The sequence below is a fragment of the Rhodococcus sp. NPDC056506 genome (assembly GCF_042794945.1).
Taxonomy (GTDB): Bacteria; Actinomycetota; Actinomycetes; order Mycobacteriales; family Mycobacteriaceae; genus Rhodococcus_F.
Window position 1 is genome coordinate 130,588 of sequence record NZ_JBHTSW010000003.1, and the last position, 17,543, is coordinate 148,130.

Consider the following 17,543-nt stretch of genomic DNA (forward strand, 5'->3'; position numbering starts at 1 on the left):
CCCTCAGGTTCGAGGAGATTGCTCTGTAGTTCTCTGCAGCAGTGCGTATTTGGCTTCCAGTCCGTCCAGCAGGGATTCCAGTGCGAGTTCGAAGCTGGCGCCGTCGATCTCGGTGGCACGCTCACGCAACAGGTGTGCTCGCGTGAGGTGCGGGTAACGCTCGGCGTAGATAGCGGGATCGTCCACGAATCCGCCGGAGAACGTCGCCGTCGCAGCACCCATGACCACGTACTTGACGGAAGCGCCGATCAGCGTTGCCGTGCGCTGCGGCCATCCGGCGCGCACCAGGCCGCCGTGGATGGCGTTCGCGCGATCGAGGGCGATGGGCCTGACGCTCGGACCGTAGGCCAGATAGGGAACGATGTTGGGATGCTTGCCCAGGGCAGCGTGGTAGGACCGCGCCCACGTACGCAGCGCGCCGCGCCAATCGTCGGAGTCGAAGCCGCTCACGTCGACGGACTCCATGATGACGTTCGCGACGTCGTCGAGTAACTCGTCCTTGTTGGCGTAATGGCTGTACAGCGACGGTGCCTGTACGCCGAGAACTGTGGCGAGTTTGCGCATCGAGAAGTCGGTCAAACCGTGCTCGTCCACCAGTTTCAGGGCAGTGTCCCTGATGATCGGCTTACTCAGTAGTGGAACCCGCGGTCGCGCCATCGCACAGAACCCTTTCGTCTGAAAGTACTGGACAACCTTACACCGTGAGTTTATTATCGAATTAACCTAACAGTGTTCGGGAACGTGGAGGATCAGATGACACGGGTGTTCGAGAACAAGTCCGATCTCCTGGGGGCAGTCGGTGAAACGCTGGGTTCGAGCGAGTGGGTCGAGGTCACCCGTGAGATGGTCCATCAATTTGCCGACGCGACCGGTGACCATCAGTGGATTCATGTCGACGACGAAAGAGCCAGGCGCGAATCACCTTTCGGTGGACCGATTGCGCACGGGTATCTGACGCTCTCACTCCTGCCGCTTCTGTCGAAGTCCGTGTATCGCATCGACGGCGCGAAAATGGTCATCAACTACGGGTCCGACAAGGTTCGATTCCCGAGTCCGGTGCCCGTCGGGGCCAAGGTTCGAAATACCGCAGTGCTCTCCGCAATCGAAGAATTGCCGAACGGTTCACTACAGAGTCAGATCACCAACACCGTCGAGATCGAAGGCGTGGACAAACCTGCCGTTGTTGCGCAGACCGTCGCGCGAATCTTGTTCTGAAATCCTGCAAGAAGAAAGCAGACTCCACATGAATCTCGAACTGACCACTGAGGAAGTTGCGTTCCGCGAGGAGATGCGAAAGTTCTTCACCACCGAATTCTCGCCCGAACTTCGAGCACGTGCGGCCGGATTCGGAAAGCTGACTCGTGAGGACATCGTTGCGGGCCAACAGATTCTGAACGCACACGGGTTGGCGGTTCCACACTGGCCGGTCGAATGGGGCGGCAAGGACTGGACTCCGGTTCAGCGCCACATCTATTCCGAGGAAATGCAGTTGGCGTCGGTACCCAACCCGTTGCCGTTCAACGTGAGCATGGTTGGGCCCGTTATCGCTGCCTTCGGTTCGCAGGAACAGAAGGAGAAGTTTCTCCCCGCTACAGCCAACGCCGATATCTGGTGGTGCCAGGGTTTTTCGGAACCCGAAGCCGGTTCGGATCTCGCTTCACTCAAGACGGCCGCTGTTCGTGACGGCGCAGACTACATCGTCAACGGTCAGAAGACATGGACCACTCTCGCGCAGCACGCCGAGTGGATCTTCTGTCTGGTTCGCACAGATGCCAGTGCCCAGAAGCGGCAGGCCGGAATTTCGTTCTTGCTCATCGATCTGGCAACTCCCGGCATCACGGTTCGCCCCATCAAACTGATCGACGGCAGCGTCGAGGTCAACGAGGTGTTCTTCGACAACGTCCGCGTACCTGCGGAGAATCTCGTCGGCGAAGAGAACAAAGGCTGGGACTACGCCAAATTCCTGCTCGGCAACGAACGCACGGGTGTCACGCGGGTCGGGTTCTCCAAAACCCTTGTCGCCACGGCAAAAGAGAAGGCACGGGAGGTTCGCGTCGGAACCGGCACCCTCCTCGATGATCCGTTGTTCGCGGCTCGGTTGGCTGAGCTGGAGAACGATTTGCTTGCACTGGATCTGACTCAACTGCGAGTTGTGGCGAGTTCGGCAGACGGCAAGCCGAATCCGGCGTCCTCGCTGCTCAAGCTCCGCGGCTCCGAATTGCAGCAGGCAGCAACGGAATTGCTGATGGATGTTGCGGGTCCGGACTCGTTGCCGGTGAATACGGCCGAGATCGACTCGCCGGAGTGGGCGCAGCAAGCGGCGCCGCGCTACCTGAACTACCGGAAGGTTTCCATCTACAGCGGATCAAGTGAGGTACAGCGCTCCATCATTGCCTCCTCGATTCTCGGATTGTGAGCATCTGACATGAATTTCGAACTCGACGACGAGCAGACGATGCTCCGCGACACGACGCGCGAATTGCTCAGCCGCAGTTACGACGCGGAGAAGCGCAACGCCACCTCGGCCACTGACGAGGGATGGAATGCTGCGGTCTGGAAGCAGTTCGGCGAGCTGGGGCTGCTCGGCCTGCCGTTCACGGAGGCTGACGGCGGAATGGGCGCTGGACCGGTCGAGACCATGGTCGTGATGACCGAACTGGGCCGCGCGCTTGCACCCGAGCCGTACCTGGGTGGTGTTCTGATCCCCGGCGGTTTGATCGCTGCGCTCGGTTCGCCAGATCAGCGGGCGCGACTCCTGCCGGCGCTCAGCGACGGGACCACTCTGTCGGCCTTCGCACATGCGGAACCTGGCACGCGCTGGCCGGTTGCCACCGTCACGGCCGCGGCTTCACATTCGGGATCGGGGTGGACGATCACCGGCGTCAAGAACCCGGTCCTGCAGGGCGACAGCGCGCACGTCGTGATCGTCAGCGCCGCACTTCCAGGCGGCGGCACTGGGCTCTTCTTGATAGATGCAGACGGTTCGGGTGTCGTACGGCGCACGTACGCCACTCACGACGGCCGGCGCGGTGCGCAGTTCACGTTCACCGATGCCGCGGCCGAACAACTCGGTGAGGGCGGCGATGTCACGGAGGCGATCGTCGAAGCAGAGGTTCGGGCGCAGGCAGCTCTGTGCGCCGAGGCGATCGGGATCATGACCGAAGCGCTGCGACTGACGACGGATTACCTGAAGCAGCGCAAGCAGTTCGGTGTTCCTCTCGCGAAGTTTCAAACATTGGCGCATCGGGCCGCCGACATGTACGTGGCGCTCGAACTGGCGAGCAGCATGAGTCTGTATGCCACCATGTCCATTGCCGACGGCGTGATCGATCCGACCATCGCGTCGCGCGCGAAGCTGGCTGTCGGTCGCGCCGCGCATCAGATCGGACAGGAAGCGATTCAGATGCACGGCGGCATCGGAATGACAGCCGAGTATCCGGTCGGGCATTACGTCTCGCGACTGGTGGCCATCGAACACACTTTGGGTGCCTCGGACGATCACCTTCGGGTGCTGGCCGGCGGCGTCTCGAAGAATCGATGAGCGGGCCTACCGTCCGGGACAGAAAGGCCGGTTAGCGGATTCTACGAATGCAACTGTGGTGACAGACACCACGGATGTACCACCCGCTAGTGCTGTGGTCACGAGGTCAGCTCGGAGGCGGCGCTCGACGACCGTTCGTTTCTTGTAGTCGTCGAATATGCCGAGCTATCACGTGCCGATCCGAGGAAGTTCGCACCGGTGTCGACCCTTTCTCGACTGTCGCAGCAGAATGATCTGCGCCCGGCTTTGATTGACTTACTTCGCTTGATTCGCTCAGCGGCGTTCAATCCAGGCAAGGATCGCTTTGACGCGCCGATTATCTTCCCCGGGAGGCAAACCCAACTTGAGAAAGACGTTGGCAACGTGCTTGCTGACCGCAGCCCTGGACAGATACAGAGTGTCGGCGATCTCGCCGTTGGATTTACCTTCCGCCATCAACGCGAGAACTTCGCTCTCACGTCCAGTGAGCCTGCCGATCGGACCGGGGGAGGCGTCCTGTCGGATGACATAACGCACTACCTCCGGATCGACCACTACGCCTCCACCGGCAACCGTTTCCACTGCTCGAAGGAAGTCTCCAACCCGTCCCACTTTCTCCTTGAGCAAGTAGCCGACACCGTCCGCGCCCGGGCCACTGAGCAGTTCCTTCACATATGGACCGGTGACGTATGCAGACAACACCAGGATCGGGAGATCGCGATGGCGGGCGCGCAGATCCATCGCGGCGCGCAATCCGTCATCTGTATGTTCAGGCGGCATTCGTACGTCTGTGACGACCAGGTCCGGCAATTCACCTGAGTTGGCCATGTCGTCGACGGTCGTAACCAGCGAGGGGGCGTCTTCACATTCGCGGACGACCTCGTGGCCGCTCGCGGTCAGGATTTCCTTGATGCCGGCGCGAATGAGCGCGGCATCATCGGCCAGCACGATCTTCATGGCGTGTTCGTTCCTCGTCTGTTCGGTGTCGGACTGTCACCATGGTGGTTCGGCAGGGGCCGTCACTGTCAGAGTAGTTCCCTTCTCGGGAGGACTGACGACCTGAATTTCGCCACCGACGCTTCGCATTCGTTCCCGCAGTCCCGCCAAACCAGTGCCCCGGCCATCGGTAAGGTCAAGGCCTCCGACCCCGCGGTCGACAATTTTGGCCATCACACCGTAAGGCGAACAGTGAAGTTCGATCAGGACGTGGTCGACGCCGGCATGCTTTACGACATTGGTGAGGGCTTCCGAAATAGTGAAGTAGACGGCACCGGCGACGGGTCCTGACAGATTCGAGTCGTCACCCTCGGTATCGAGCTCGACGGTTAGGGATGACCGGGCTACCAGTTCGCGAACCGCCGCCATCAACCCTAAGTCACTGAGATCGCGGGGGTGGATGCCGCGCACCGTTTCGCGTAAGCGTTCCAAGGCGCGTTCTGCTTGCGCTTGCGAGCGTGACGCCAGTGCACTGATGCGCTCGTTGTCTGCGCCGGAATCGGCGGCGGCTTGAAGTAGTCCGAGGCTGAGTACCACCGCAACGAGATCCTGCTGCGCGCCATCGTGCAGATCGCGCTCAATGCGTTGTCGTTCCAGTTCGAAAGCCTCGGTCAACGAGGCCCGGCTCGTGCGCAGGTCGAGAAGTTGATTGTGCAGATCGAAGTCGTTTCGGTCTGAAAGCGCGAGCAATATCAGGTCGCGAAGCCAGGAAATTCCGGACAATAGCGCTGCCGTCAGTGCTGCGAGAACAAACCCGGTCGGAACGGCCGCGACCGACTGGCCTGCGGACGTCGGCGTGAATGGTCCCACCTGCGCCGCGATACCGAAGAACCAGAAGACGGGTGAGAAAACCAGCGCCAAGGCTCCGATGAAGCCGAAGAACGCCACAAGCAGAGAAGGCAACGACAAGACCACGGCAATCAGCATCACCGGCAGGTCTGTTCGCCAGAGCGCGGATGTGCGGACCCGTAGTCGAATCCAACTGACCCAGGGTTCGTTCGCAGGCCGCAGAGGTGCGCTCGGCGCGCCGCAGGCTCTGGCACGCACACGATCAAGTTCGGCTACCACGATCGCGGTGATCGGCAGCAGCGGTATCAGTACCAAGGACAGGAGAAATAGTGGAAGGAGGGCTGCGGCGACGATCTCCAGCACTACTCGTCGCGCCAGCACGGAAATCGACATGACGTCACACTCTCCCAGACGACGGTGGAGGAAGAGGTAGTGCTGGTTCTACCCCTTGAGGGAGACAGCACCAGTGTTTTCCAGGATCGAGAATGTTGAGATTCTTACATGCCGAACGAATCCATCACCAGTACCACTCCTTGTGTCCGACTTCGTGGACTGCGGATGGATTTCCCCGTTCTTGGCCGCAGTGGCGAAACCAACCGGGTACTGCACGACCTCGATCTCGACATACCCGCGGGGCACCTCACCGCAGTCGTCGGACCGTCCGGTTCTGGCAAATCGACTCTGCTGTTCTGCGCGGCAGGGCTCGAGGAGCCGACCGGAGGCACCGTGGAAGTGCTCGGCACCGATCTCCAATCCCTGAACGCACGCAAACGTGCAGCGTTCCGGAGCAAACACATCGGTTTCGTATTTCAGGAGTACAACCTGGTCAGCTCGCTCACCGTCGAAGAGAACATCGCTCTCCCCGCTCGCCTCGCGGGTCACAAAGTGCCCAAAGCTCGAATTCGCGAGGCAATGGACCGCCTCGGCATCGGTAATCACGCCGCCCGACGACCCGACCAACTCTCCGGTGGCGAGCGGCAGCGTGTCGCGGTCGCCCGCGTCGTTGCCAATCAGCCACGCATCGTCTTTGCCGACGAGCCCACAGGCGCACTCGATCTCGTGTCAGGGCAAGTAGTACTGGATTGGCTGCAAGCTCTACCGGCACACGGCACCTCCGTGGTGATGGTCACTCATGACCCATATGCTGCTGCCCGTGCTGATCATGTGGTCGTCATGGGTTCTGGGCGTGTGCACAATGTCATGCCCGGTGGAGACGGACATGCGGTGGGCGAGGCCATAATGGCCGCGCAATCGGCGGCTGTTGGGGATGTGCTCGCATGATTCGATTGGTTCTCGCAGATATTCGTCGTCAATTCGCAATGTGGCTGTGGACCGTCTTGTGTGCCACCGTGGGTGGAGCCTGCGCCGCTGGCGTGGTGATCGCGATGTTGGCCGGCATGAGTGCGACGCGGGTTGCCGGTGATGCAGCCATGACTCAGGCTTCCATAGCGCTTGGCGGAAACATCGTCTTCTTCACCGTTCTTGCCGCAACCGCAGTCGTTGCCTCCACGGTGGGACTGACATTGACAACGCAGCGCCGCGAGCATGCGCTCTGGATAATTCTCGGGATTCCGCGCCACCATGTACGGCGCGTGCTGATCATCGAATTGTTGGTTCTCGGAATGGTGGCGGGTTTGCTCGCGTTGCCACTGGCGCTCGTAGTCGGTCGTGTGGCCCTGATGCAATGGACGGAGACGGGGCTCGATCTGCACGGTGCTCATGTCGGTTTTCAACTGTGGTACGTCGGGGTCGCGCTGGCAGCGGGGATTGCACCGTGTCTGCTCGGAGGGTGGGGTGCTGCTCGGCGTGCATCGAAGACAGGGGAGATGCGCGCTTTTCGTGAGACTACCGAGTTAATGGCTCGTCCAGGCATCGGCCGAAGTGTCCTCGCGGCGTGCCTGTTCGCTGGTGTGCTCGGAATGTGGATTCCAGGTCTTGGGTCTGAACTGAGCGGACCCGAGCAGCGCACTGCCTTTGCCTTCGCCGGCAATCTCTTCTTGGTGTGTCTGCTGCTTCTGATGGGCCCGTGGACTATTACGCCTCTGATGAAACTGTGGACTGCGATGGTTCCAGTCGGTGACGTCGCTTGGCGGCTGGCGATACAGTCGTGTCGCGCCCGTGCTGCGCGGAGTGTCACCACTGTTTTGCCATTCGCGCTGGCATTGTCGATGGTGAGCATCTTCATGGTGATCGGCAATGTGATGCCTGACGACTCCACCGGTCTCGGCGACGTGCTTGTCGTGCTCGGTTGGGTGTTCGTCGTTTCCTGGGTTGGAGGACTTGCGGTCATCGCGTTAGTCGGTCGTGAACGACGCCGCGACGCGGCGCTGATCGGTATCGCCGGTGCCCCGCCAGCCGTAATAGCCCGTTCGACAATGTATGAAGGCTTGATATACGCCACTACCGCAGTCCTTTTCGGAGTTCTGACGTTGCTGGTATCTTGCTGGACAGTCGCACTGGCCGCACGAATGTCAGTCTCGTCGGTATTGGGCGGCCTGCCGTGGCCGATGCTCACTGCGCTGGCAGTCATGACGCTGATCATGACCAGCGCAGCATTGATCTGGCCGACGATCACCACTTCACAGGCCAATCTCGCCCAGCAACTTCGCGCCTGACTGACGGTAACTTCGACGAGATGCGAGGTGCGTCTGAAGCGTTGTCGTCCCAATCCGAGAATCGAACAAATGACAGGAAATCCTTTGTCCAAGAATGAAAATCATTCAGAACGACTGGAAGTGTCCGACTTCGATCGAAGGCCGCGACGCCCAAGGCTGATGGCGCTCATCACCACACCGATAATCGCAGCCGTCGCACTGTCGGCATGTTCCGCCAATCCCGACGACAGAGCATTGGGTATCGATGCGGAGACGTCAATGCCCACAAACGAAGTCAATCCCGAGGTACGCGAACTCATGGCTGGACCCCCGTGGGAATCGGGTCAGTGGGGTGTTCTCGTAGCGGACGAAGCGACGGGGGAGATCGTGCAGTCGCTGAACCCGGAATCACAGTTCGTCACGGGGTCCACGGCGAAGACCTTCGCAGTCGGGGCGGCGTTGGATATTCTCGGCAGTGACCACCGATTCCAGACTCCGATCGCCCATACCGGAGAAGTCACGGCAGACGGTCGACTCTCGGGCGATCTGATCATGGTCGGCAGCGGAGATCTAGCGCTCGGCGGTCGCTCGGCATCGCCCGACACCCTCGAGGTTCCCGATTTCGATCACTTCGACGCCAACGCCGTTCCAGGCATGGCGACCATCACCCCTCAAGACCCGTTGGCCGGACTCGACGAACTTGCCGGCCAGATCGCTGCCGAAGGAATTCGCAAGATCGACGGCGACGTTGTCGTCGACAACCGCCTCTGGGACCCGATTTCTGTTGGCGGTGTACCGATTACGCCCACGATGATCAACGACAACCTCATAGATCTGCTCATCAGCCCGCTCGATCGAGGACAACCCGCCACAGTCGACTGGCGACCGAAAACCGCAGCCTTCACGGTCGAGTCGGACGTGATGACAACACCGATCGGCACCAAGCCTGCGGTCACTGTCGACGCCGCCGACTCGGGGCACATCATCGTGCATGGAACTGTCCCCGCCGACGCGAAAACACCATTCGTCGCAACCTACCAAGTACCAGACCCTCCGGCATTTGCGCGGACCTTGCTGATCGAGGCACTTGCCCGCCACGGCGTCACAACCAGCGCGCCGACATTGGGTACGAACCCCAGCGACATCCTCCCGTCACAAGATCGTGTTGCGGCACTGCCAGTCTCGGCGTCCTACACCTCACCTCCCTTCAGTGAATACGCAAAGCTGATCAACAAGGTCAGCCACAACCTCGGGGCGAATCTCTTGCCGCCGCTGATGGCTGCGCAACGAGGTCTCCAGACCTACGAAGAGGGCATGCAGATCGAACGAGAATTCCTCGCAAAAAGTGGCGTCGACCCAGCGTCGTTTACGTTAGTCGACGCCCAAGGCCTACCTGGGGACAAAGCCACGCCTCTGGCACAGACCGAACTTCTTCGAGCCCTCGCCCGCCGCGACGATTTCGAAGTATTTTACGATTCGATGCCCAGCCTGGGCCTCGATGGATCGCTCGCCGACGTCATCGATCGCACCGATCCGGCGGCGGGACAGATCCGCGCAAAAACCGGTACCTTGGTCGACGCGCCCGACGGGAACATGCAACTCGCCACGAAAGCGCTGGCTGGATATATGAACTCGCAAAGTGGCCGGCGACTCGTCTTCGCGATATACGTCAACAACATCCCTGTGCCCAGCGGAACCGTCGAAGATGCGATCGACTTAGCCCTCGATGCCAACAAGCAACTCGGAGCGATCGCTGCTGCGATCTATCGCTCATCGTAGCGGGATCCTCGACGGCTCGTCGGACGCATAGGGGTGCAACCCGAATTCGCAAGGGGATCGATGTCGTCCGATGGCTATCCAGACAAACCATCACAGGACCATCGGCGTCGCACGAGAGATCGGGTTCCTCGCTGACCGTTCGGCAACGCTTCACCTCGCGAAACCCACTTACCGTTCGACTCCGAGCTCTGGCCGGTGAACCATCGAGGACGATGACGATGGTAAATGGCGCCGCACTCGCGCCTTGGCATAAAGCTCCGTTGGGCGGCGAGTGAAGGCTCGAAGTCATTGCGGCTCAACCGGGTAGATTGTCACTCCCGTCCGCGTGAGCGTGGTGAGTTGAACGTTCGGCTCACCGTCAATGTCCACGTAGACGAACCCAGGACTGTTCAGTTCACGGCGAACCACAGGCATTGTGCCCTATCTGGATCAAAATAGGTGGAACCCGCTGCGAAAGAAAAGTAGTGCTGAGCTCAGACATGGGGAACGTGCGTCGGCGAGCGTACTTCGCCTCGCGTATGTTGTTGCGTGGAATTGATTTTGGGATTCCACCAGTAAGTTTGTGAAAGGTTGTTGACAGTGATGGTTGAGAGTGGGGCAGTCACGCGGCGTGCGTTTTTGGTTGCGGCGGTGTTGATTCCGGTCGTGGGATGTTCGGCGAAGAGTAATCAGATTGCAGATGCCGGGCCGACGAAAGTTGGCGCGGGAGATCCAAGTGATCTTCTGGTCGAACTCGAAGGTCGATACGACGCGAGACTGGGGGTGTATGCGAGTAGTTTGAACACCGGGAGGACGGTGGAGTATCGCGCGGACGAGCGGTTCGCGTTCTGCTCTACGTTCAAAACCCTCGCTGTCGCAGCTGTATTGGATAAGTATCCATTGAGTTATCTCGATACCGTAGTCCACTACACTGCCGCCGATCTGCAGTCGTACGCCCCGATCACGGAGCAAAAGCTCGATGCCGGGATGGCGGTTGGTGAATTATGCTCCGCAGCAGTGCAATACAGTGACAATACCGCCGCCAACCTCCTGCTGCAGATGCTCGGCGGACCTTCTGAAGTCAATGCATATCTTCGCAGTATCGGTGATGATGTGACTCGGCTGGATCGGATCGAACCCGAACTCAATACCGCCATTCCAGGCGATGATCGTGACACGACGTCCCCGCGGGCGATCGGTACGGACTATGAGCGTCTTGTCCTCGGCGATGCACTGACGCCGGACAAACGTGAGGTGCTCACGGGTTGGCTTCGAGGCAATACCACTGGTGCGGAGCAGATACGGGCCGGTGTTCCCCAAAAGTGGACGGTCGCCGACAAGACTGGCAGCGGCGACTACGGAACCCGTAACGACGTCGGTGTCGTGTGGACGGATACTTCAGATGCGGTGACGATTTCTATCCTGACGACGCGGTCGGATAGAGACGACACCGCGGACAAAGCGATCATCGCCGACGCCACACGTCTCGTCGTCTCAGCGCTCACCTGACGTCGGTGAAGAACCGATCCCGAAGTCTCGGGGTTTATCGGCACCCGCAACCGCGTAGCGCCGTTGCTACGGCGTCGAGGGCGGGTCTTGCTGCCTCGGGTGCGGTGCCGTTGGACATGAGGGTGAATGTCAGGACTCGCCGGTCGTTGTCGACGACGATTCCGGCCAGCGAACTGACACCGGAGAGGGAGCCAGTTTTCGCGCGCACCCACCCTGCTGCCGGGGACGGCGGGTTGAATCGATCCGCCAAGGTGCCTGTCGCTCCGGCGACGGGGAGTGTGTCGAGCAGTGGGCGAAGTTCCGGGGTGTCGGGCCCGGCTGCCGCGGTGAGCACCTGATCGATGAGGCGTGCCGAGATGCGGTCGTCGGTGGATAATCCGCTTGCGTCTCGCAATTGTGCTCCGGTGGTGTCGAATCCGCTCTCTTGCAGTGTGTGAGTGATGGCGTCGACTGCTCCGTCGAAAGTTGCGGGTAACCCACGGGCGAGTGCAATCTCGAACCCCACCGTCTCGGCGAGTACGTCGTCGGAGTGCACCATCAGGTCGTGTAAGCGTGTGCTCAACGGAGCAGATTGAACCGAGGCCACCACGGCCGCCGCTGGTGTGGCCGTAGAAGGTGTGGTGCCTTCGGTGACAGATGCCGGGTCCAGTCCGAGTTGTTCAGCGAGGGCTCGGCCGGTGTCCAGTGCGGGAGTGTGGGTGCGCGGAGAGTAGTCAGCCAAGGGGTCTGCGCGGCCGCCGTCGAGCATGACCGATTCGATAGGGGTGATACTCCCGCCGGCGATGTCGGCGGTGTCCCATCCGGGGGCAATTGCCGGGCCTGGAAATATTGTGTTGTCCACCATGAGGCTGCTGACGTGTATACCGGAACGGTGGATCTGGTTGATCAGGTCATCGAGATGTGGGGCGTCGGTGTAATAGCCTTGCGTGCCGGTAGGTTTCGCGGTCAGTGTCGGGTCGCCGCCGCCGACGAGCACAAGTTGGCCGGGGTTGGCGCCTTGGACGACGGTTGTTGTAGTTCGGTGATCGGCCGGCAGTGTGAGTAGTGCGGCGGCGGTCGTGAGAACTTTGACTATGGAACCAGGTACTTGCGGGGTGTCGGTCTGTTGTTGCCACAGTGTTGCGCCGGTCTGGGCGTCGGTGACGTGACCTGTCAAACTTCCGAGGTCGGGGTTGTCGAGTGCGGGTTGGAGCACTGCCGAGAGTATTTCAGGACTGGGTGAAGGGGCATCCGTCGGCACCGGCGTGATTTTCGGGTGCGGAGTAATCAGTTGTGGGGCCGTCACTGTCGGGGGAGGGGTGGGAGTGGGGTCGAGTTGGCTGCACCCGGCAGTGAAGGCCGCCACCATCGTCGTTGCTGCGTATGCGAGAAGGGATCCAGACCGTCTGTTTGTCATTGTTCTGAGTCGTTTCTTCGACATTCGATGTCAACCTCATTGCCGCACTTCTTGGGGGTCGCCGATCCGATTGTGGCGATCATCGACCTGACGTGTGTTGTCGCCCTGGCTGACAACTCTAAGCAATGGCCGTGGAAGCCGCGAAAGCGGCCTGTCCGGCGCTCTCCGGGACGGGGAGCAGTGGGCGATTGCGATATCGCGCATACGAAGACAGTCATTGGAACCGCCACCGTTGCCGCGAGTACACCGGTGAGCACACCGTATGGTCGTGGATCGAGGGCCAGAACGATCACCGTCGTCGCTATCGGCCCACCCACCAGCATGGCCACCAACATGAACCCCCGTATTCGGCGACCACCCACCGGGAAGGCAGCTGCGAAGAGGCTGACGATTGCGGCTGCGAGCAATACGGATCCCGCAACATCGCTGAGGCGGTGCCATCCCTCGCCCATGATGTCGCGGCTGACCAGCGCCACCCACGCCGCGCAGGGCACGACTCCAAACAGGCGCATCCACGACGGTGCGATCAGGAGCAGGCTGAGGGCAATACCCATTGCACCGGCGACATGGCCGCTCGGAAACGTGTTCGCCGTCGGCCAGGGGACGTCCTGGTCGAGTTGAGGCCGCTCGAGAAGGTCGAGACGGAGCGTTCTCGCCGTCACTATGCACACGATGGGAACTGCAAGCGTCGTCACAGCAGCGAGCGGCCGACGAATCATACTCCCTGTCAACAGGATCGCGGCTGCGACGGAGATCCACATGAGCGGGTTGGTCATGATGTCCAGCCGCAGGACGTCGGGCACCGATATGCCGGTCTGCGCCGACTTCGCAGCCTGAAATACTTCCCGGTCGAGTTGTTGACCGCCGGCGGTACCAACAATCAGAAGGAATACGGCGACCGCACCCGCGGCGAATGACATGCCGACGACAATCACTGTCCACAGTGTTCCGTTGCGTACGGCGGGCGTCATCGTGGCGGAATCGGTCACGGACACAGCGTGGTGATCGCGGCGCCGATCGATGCACTGGCGCAGCCCGGGCCGATGTCACCAACGTCGGGGTCATGGTAGGTGCTGTCGTCAAAATTGGCTGTCACCAACAGCTTTCCATCCCCGAAGATGGTTCGCTGCACCATTCTGTCGTTTGACAACCACTGAAAGTCCGTCATGGGCTCAGTTCCAGCCGCTTCTTGCAGGGTGGCGAAGAACTTCTGCATGGTCGCCATCCTCGGGCCTTCCTCCGCGATGGTTTGTGCGTTCAGGGTGTAGTTCAGCGGCGTGTTGTAGAGCATTGCCAACAGCGCGCGATCGGTTTGCTCGGCCGGCAGCTTGTTGAAGGACAACTCCCATCGATCCGTACTGACTACCGAATCGTGCAGCACCGTCTCGTACAGCGGCACACGGTATTTCGGATCAAACATGCCGGCTTTCAGATCTGATGAAAGCGCGACGGGCTTGAAGAAGAAGGCCGGGCCGTTCTTCCCCCAGTACGCACCCCAGTTCGCCTTGTCTCGTTCCGCTTTCCAGAGGCCGTTCATCACCGGCGTGCTCGATCCGTGACTGAAGGACACAACGCTGTTGGCCCACGACCCGGCTGTCTCGGATCCCAGCACCAGATCCTTGCCGATCACCTTCATGCGGTCGATGCGGTTCTGCCGGTCCTTGGACTGGGTCATCCGGTGGTCCGGGTTGTAGTCGTCGAATACCTCGCCTGTCGCATCGACGTCCAGGAAGTAACTGTTCACGCCGTTACCCACCTTTGCGGCGACGCGAGAGGCAACAAGCTCAGGGTCGGCAGCTAATGCCTCCGAGCTCAAGTAGCAACCGCGACCGCTGAATCCGCCTTCCATGTCGCCCTTTTCGTCAATGATGCAGGCGCCGGGCCAAATCCCTTCGGGCCACGAAGACGAGGGATTGTCGACCTCACCGGTCGGGTCCTGTGCGTTGGCGAAGGTGTCGTACGGCCCGACGAGAAAGCCGTAGTTCGTGGCTGTTTCGACGGCCTCGCGGGTCATCGGCTGGTCGTCGGCGTCGTAGCCGAGCCACATCTTGGTGATGCCGAGGTCATGGAGTTGGCGTATCGCTTCGGGAGTACGCGCATCTCCCCACAGATAGGCGTGAAAGGCACCGACCAGCTTGACCGTGTCCGGGTTCTCAGCGATCTTCTGCTGCAGTGTGCGCAGTCCGCCCTGTTCTTCGAGCAGACTGCGGTAATCCAGTGCAGGGGCCACCGGGGACCCGTCGGTGACTGACAGGGCAACCGTGTAGGTGCCAGTGCCCTTTTCCTGGCTGAAGTCGTGTGTTGCAGTGCTGCGCAGCCGGCCGTCAACCGAGGCGAAGTTCAGGGAGGTACCCAAGTCGGTCGGCACCAGATAGCTCGCCCCTACGGTGCCCGCGCTGAACCCCCAGAACGGCATCGTCAGATCCTGCAATCGTTGCCCCTCGTCCCCGACCAATCCGATATCGGGGTGGTTCCAGAATGTGTCGTCGACCGGGATACTCAGCCCTTCACCTTGGGGAAGTTGCAGATCTCGCGCACCGGCCCCGGTGACCGGCCACGACACGCGTTGATCTCGCGAACTGGTCAGGTCGATCACCAGGCGGCCGGCCTGAGCAACCGCTGTCACGTCGAGGCCGCGGTCGGGGTATGACCAACGGGCACTGTCATTCTCGACTGACACCTGGCCGGGATCTCCGAGGTCTGTCGCAGCGGCGGCTGACAGTTCGACGTCGCTGTCCACGCGTAGGTCGTTCACATCGATCCTGGCCTCGCCGCCCTCGATCTGCACCGTGATGGTGCTTCCATCCACCCGCACCGCAGGGTCCGCCGCACTCGCGGTACACCCCGTGGAGGCAAGCGCGACCAACACGGTGCCCACAGCGATAGAAGTCAATGCCTGTGTTCTCATAGTTCGAAAAGTAAGCGCCGAACATTAGAACAAGATCAGAGTGACTTACTCTCGGGCCGGCAGGCGCACGGTGAACACCGCTCCACCGTCGGGGTTGTTGCCCACGCTGATCGAGGCGCCGTGGGCATGCGCGATCTGTTGGGCCATAGCCAGTCCCAGTCCGGAGCCGGAGGTGCCCCGACTACGGGGTGACCGATAGAAGCGTTCGAAGATCCGAGGCAAATCCGCTTCGTCTATGCCGGGTCCGTTGTCCGAAACGGTGAGAACACCGCCTGTCAGGCTCACGTTCACCGTCCCACCCGGCGAAGTGAATTTTGCCGCGTTGTCAACCAGATTCGACACCATCTTCGCGAGCCGCACATCGTTACCGCCTACCGTGTACGGATTCGTCGTGCAGTGGAAATCAATCTTCGGCCAATGGGCACGTGCCGCCTCGACTACCTGCTCGACGACGCGCTCGAACGCGACATCCTCCCTCTCGATGTCCGGCTCGGTGCCCCGTGCGATATCTACGATGTCGTCGATCAACCTTCGCATATCTGCAGTACTGCGAGCGAGCGCAGCCCGTACCCTCTTCTGCTGTTCGTCTGTCAGCGTGTCGCTTCGGGCCAGAAGTTCCGCGTTCGCGATGATCCCCGTCAGCGGCGTCCGCAGCTCGTGCGAGGCGTCGGAGACCAACCGTTTCTGCGATTGGACGGAGTCATCGAGTGCACCAAGCATGGTGTTGATCGATTCCCCGAGCCTGGCAAGCTCGTCCGATCCCTCTACTGTGATCTTTCGGCTCGGATCCCGTTCCTTTGCAACAGTTTCGGCCTCGCGGGACAGTCTGGCAACGGGACGCAGCGTGTAGCGGGCGACTGCGTAGCCGAGGATAGCGCTGATGATGATGCCGATACCGCACAACAGCGCTAACAACCATGCAATCCGATCGAGCGCCCGGTGTTGCTGATCGGCACGGACTCCGACAAGGAGCGCACCACCGTCCTCGAGCGGTGTCACATACATCCGTCCGGGTAGACCCGCGAGGTCGATGTTCGCGAGGAAAGGCCCTGACTCGCCGTCGAGGACGGCATCGAGGGCAGGGGGCTTCGGCAGGATAGTGGCGGGTTCGTCTGTGGCACTCGGTTCGCCTGTCGCATCGAGGACCTCGAAGCAAGCCGGCGAGGAAAGATAGGCGCACTCGGCGCCACTGCCCAACTCCTGGCCACCGGCGATCCGTAATTGGATCGCCGTCGCTTCCCGGATGAGACCGATGTCGAGGCTTCGGTACACCTCCCGTGACGAGATCCAGTACGCCCCCACCGCGCAAAGCAGCACCACCGCAGCCACGGCAATCGACGTGGTGATGGCCATTCTCGTTCGGATGGCCAATCGCGTACGCGTCACGGCAACTCCAGCCGGTATCCGATCCCGCGAACCGTATGAATAATGCGTGACTCGCCGCCCGCCTCTAGTTTCGTGCGCAGGTAATTAATATATACGGCAATGGAATTCGACTGAGGCCCGAAATCTTGACCCCACACCCGATCGCTGATCACCTCACGGGTGAGCGTCTGGCCGGAGTTCGCGATGAGTAGTTCCAGCAGCGCGAACTCGGTTGCAGTGAAATCCATGCTCCGGCCGGATCTGACGCCGCGCCGTGTCTGCGGGTCGAGAGAAAGATCCCCGAACTGCACCTCGGGTTCCGGTGGCGCTGCCCGCCGCAGCAGGGCACGTACCCGCGCGCCAAGTTCGTCGATGTCAAAGGGTTTCGGCAGGTAGTCGTCTGCCCCTGCATCGAGTCCCGCAATCCGATCGCCTACCTCCGAGCGTGCCGTCAGAACCAGGATGGGGATCCGATTGCCCTGCTCACGCAAGATTCGACATACGGCGAGACCGTCGATTCCCGGCATCATGACGTCGAGCACCATCGCATCGAACGAATGCTCGGAGACCGCGGCCAGAGCGCTCGAACCGTCGGAAACCGCCTGCACCTCGTACCCGTCGGATTCGAGAGTTGTCACTACCGCTTCGCGGACCGACGGATCATCATCGACGACTAGGATCATCTTCTTATCGTGCCTGACGTGAGTC

General features: G+C 60.9%; 15 protein-coding genes. 7 read left to right on the plus strand and 8 right to left on the minus strand.

Features of this window, described 5'->3' with window-relative positions; translation table 11 throughout:
* Positions 1-3: 3 nt before the first annotated feature.
* Entirely contained in the window at positions 4-657 is a 654-nt protein-coding gene (locus tag ACFQ6H_RS04440) for a TetR/AcrR family transcriptional regulator (protein WP_378644239.1), read from the minus strand.
* A 96-nt stretch (positions 658-753) separates the two neighbouring features.
* Between ACFQ6H_RS04440 and ACFQ6H_RS04445 the strand changes: the two genes are divergently transcribed.
* Genes ACFQ6H_RS04445 through ACFQ6H_RS04455 form a run of 3 tightly spaced genes read left to right on the plus strand, consistent with a single transcriptional unit; the run spans position 754 to position 3,541 of the window.
* Positions 754-1,215, plus strand: a complete 462-nt coding sequence (locus tag ACFQ6H_RS04445) for a MaoC family dehydratase (protein WP_054781524.1) — start codon at positions 754-756, stop codon at positions 1,213-1,215.
* 28 nt (positions 1,216-1,243) lie between these two features.
* Positions 1,244-2,416: an acyl-CoA dehydrogenase family protein gene (locus ACFQ6H_RS04450; RefSeq protein ID WP_378644241.1), complete on the plus strand. Its 1,173-nt coding sequence runs from the start codon at positions 1,244-1,246 to the stop codon at positions 2,414-2,416.
* Between the two features lie 9 nt (positions 2,417-2,425).
* On the plus strand, positions 2,426-3,541 hold the full coding sequence (locus tag ACFQ6H_RS04455; protein WP_378644244.1) for an acyl-CoA dehydrogenase family protein: 1,116 nt from the start codon (positions 2,426-2,428) through the stop codon (positions 3,539-3,541).
* 273 nt (positions 3,542-3,814) lie between these two features.
* On the opposite strand, the gene ACFQ6H_RS04460 is transcribed toward ACFQ6H_RS04455, so the two are convergent.
* Together ACFQ6H_RS04460 and ACFQ6H_RS04465 are read right to left on the minus strand one after the other, a co-directional pair.
* On the minus strand, positions 3,815-4,477 hold the full coding sequence (locus tag ACFQ6H_RS04460; protein ID WP_378542626.1) for a response regulator: 663 nt from the start codon (positions 4,475-4,477) through the stop codon (positions 3,815-3,817).
* A gap of 36 nt (positions 4,478-4,513) precedes the next feature.
* On the minus strand, positions 4,514-5,698 hold the full coding sequence (locus tag ACFQ6H_RS04465; RefSeq protein WP_378542627.1) for a histidine kinase: 1,185 nt from the start codon (positions 5,696-5,698) through the stop codon (positions 4,514-4,516).
* 165 nt (positions 5,699-5,863) lie between these two features.
* Between ACFQ6H_RS04465 and ACFQ6H_RS04470 the strand changes: the two genes are divergently transcribed.
* The 4 genes from ACFQ6H_RS04470 to bla all read left to right on the plus strand — a co-directional run bounded on the left by ACFQ6H_RS04470 (position 5,864) and on the right by bla (position 11,166).
* A complete protein-coding gene (locus ACFQ6H_RS04470; protein ID WP_378542628.1) occupies positions 5,864-6,586 on the plus strand; it encodes an ABC transporter ATP-binding protein in 723 nt (240 codons plus the stop codon).
* Positions 6,583-7,920, plus strand: a complete 1,338-nt coding sequence (locus ACFQ6H_RS04475) for an FtsX-like permease family protein (protein ID WP_378644246.1) — start codon at positions 6,583-6,585, stop codon at positions 7,918-7,920. Before ACFQ6H_RS04470 ends, ACFQ6H_RS04475 begins: the two co-directional genes overlap by 4 nt.
* A gap of 258 nt (positions 7,921-8,178) precedes the next feature.
* On the plus strand, positions 8,179-9,678 hold the full coding sequence (gene dacB, locus ACFQ6H_RS04480; protein WP_378644248.1) for a D-alanyl-D-alanine carboxypeptidase/D-alanyl-D-alanine-endopeptidase: 1,500 nt from the start codon (positions 8,179-8,181) through the stop codon (positions 9,676-9,678).
* A 582-nt stretch (positions 9,679-10,260) separates the two neighbouring features.
* Positions 10,261-11,166 (plus strand): class A beta-lactamase, encoded by a 906-nt coding sequence (bla, locus tag ACFQ6H_RS04485; protein ID WP_378644250.1) that lies wholly within the window; start codon positions 10,261-10,263, stop codon positions 11,164-11,166.
* Between the two features lie 34 nt (positions 11,167-11,200).
* Here bla and dacB (ACFQ6H_RS04490) read toward each other — a convergent pair whose 3' ends face one another.
* Genes dacB (ACFQ6H_RS04490) through ACFQ6H_RS04510 form a run of 5 tightly spaced genes read right to left on the minus strand, consistent with a single transcriptional unit; the run spans position 11,201 to position 17,518 of the window.
* The gene (gene dacB / locus ACFQ6H_RS04490; RefSeq protein WP_378644252.1) at positions 11,201-12,562 is read right to left on the minus strand and encodes a D-alanyl-D-alanine carboxypeptidase/D-alanyl-D-alanine-endopeptidase; all 1,362 of its coding nucleotides are present in this window, start codon (positions 12,560-12,562) and stop codon (positions 11,201-11,203) included.
* On the minus strand, positions 12,559-13,551 hold the full coding sequence (locus tag ACFQ6H_RS04495) for a phosphatase PAP2 family protein (RefSeq protein WP_378644254.1): 993 nt from the start codon (positions 13,549-13,551) through the stop codon (positions 12,559-12,561). The genes dacB (ACFQ6H_RS04490) and ACFQ6H_RS04495 overlap by 4 nt, the downstream gene beginning before the upstream one ends.
* Positions 13,548-15,470 (minus strand): glycoside hydrolase, encoded by a 1,923-nt coding sequence (locus tag ACFQ6H_RS04500; RefSeq protein WP_378644256.1) that lies wholly within the window; start codon positions 15,468-15,470, stop codon positions 13,548-13,550. Before ACFQ6H_RS04500 ends, ACFQ6H_RS04495 begins: the two co-directional genes overlap by 4 nt.
* 45 nt (positions 15,471-15,515) lie before the next feature.
* The gene (locus tag ACFQ6H_RS04505; RefSeq protein WP_378644258.1) at positions 15,516-16,856 is read right to left on the minus strand and encodes an ATP-binding protein; all 1,341 of its coding nucleotides are present in this window, start codon (positions 16,854-16,856) and stop codon (positions 15,516-15,518) included.
* Entirely contained in the window at positions 16,853-17,518 is a 666-nt protein-coding gene (locus ACFQ6H_RS04510; protein ID WP_133727074.1) for a response regulator transcription factor, read from the minus strand. Before ACFQ6H_RS04510 ends, ACFQ6H_RS04505 begins: the two co-directional genes overlap by 4 nt.
* Positions 17,519-17,543: the final 25 nt, after the last annotated feature.

Coding starts and splice junctions, on each gene's coding strand:
- ACFQ6H_RS04440 (WP_378644239.1), bottom strand. CDS start 657: ATGGCGCGACCGCGGGTTCCACTACTGAGTAAGCCGATCATCAGGGAC.
- ACFQ6H_RS04445 (WP_054781524.1), top strand. CDS start 754: ATGACACGGGTGTTCGAGAACAAGTCCGATCTCCTGGGGGCAGTCGGT.
- ACFQ6H_RS04450 (WP_378644241.1), top strand. CDS start 1,244: ATGAATCTCGAACTGACCACTGAGGAAGTTGCGTTCCGCGAGGAGATG.
- ACFQ6H_RS04455 (WP_378644244.1), top strand. CDS start 2,426: ATGAATTTCGAACTCGACGACGAGCAGACGATGCTCCGCGACACGACG.
- ACFQ6H_RS04460 (WP_378542626.1), bottom strand. CDS start 4,477: ATGAAGATCGTGCTGGCCGATGATGCCGCGCTCATTCGCGCCGGCATC.
- ACFQ6H_RS04465 (WP_378542627.1), bottom strand. CDS start 5,698: ATGTCGATTTCCGTGCTGGCGCGACGAGTAGTGCTGGAGATCGTCGCC.
- ACFQ6H_RS04470 (WP_378542628.1), top strand. CDS start 5,864: ATGGATTTCCCCGTTCTTGGCCGCAGTGGCGAAACCAACCGGGTACTG.
- ACFQ6H_RS04475 (WP_378644246.1), top strand. CDS start 6,583: ATGATTCGATTGGTTCTCGCAGATATTCGTCGTCAATTCGCAATGTGG.
- dacB (WP_378644248.1), top strand. CDS start 8,179: ATGCCCACAAACGAAGTCAATCCCGAGGTACGCGAACTCATGGCTGGA.
- bla (WP_378644250.1), top strand. CDS start 10,261: ATGGTTGAGAGTGGGGCAGTCACGCGGCGTGCGTTTTTGGTTGCGGCG.
- dacB (WP_378644252.1), bottom strand. CDS start 12,562: ATGACAAACAGACGGTCTGGATCCCTTCTCGCATACGCAGCAACGACG.
- ACFQ6H_RS04500 (WP_378644256.1), bottom strand. CDS start 15,470: ATGAGAACACAGGCATTGACTTCTATCGCTGTGGGCACCGTGTTGGTC.
- ACFQ6H_RS04510 (WP_133727074.1), bottom strand. CDS start 17,518: ATGATCCTAGTCGTCGATGATGATCCGTCGGTCCGCGAAGCGGTAGTG.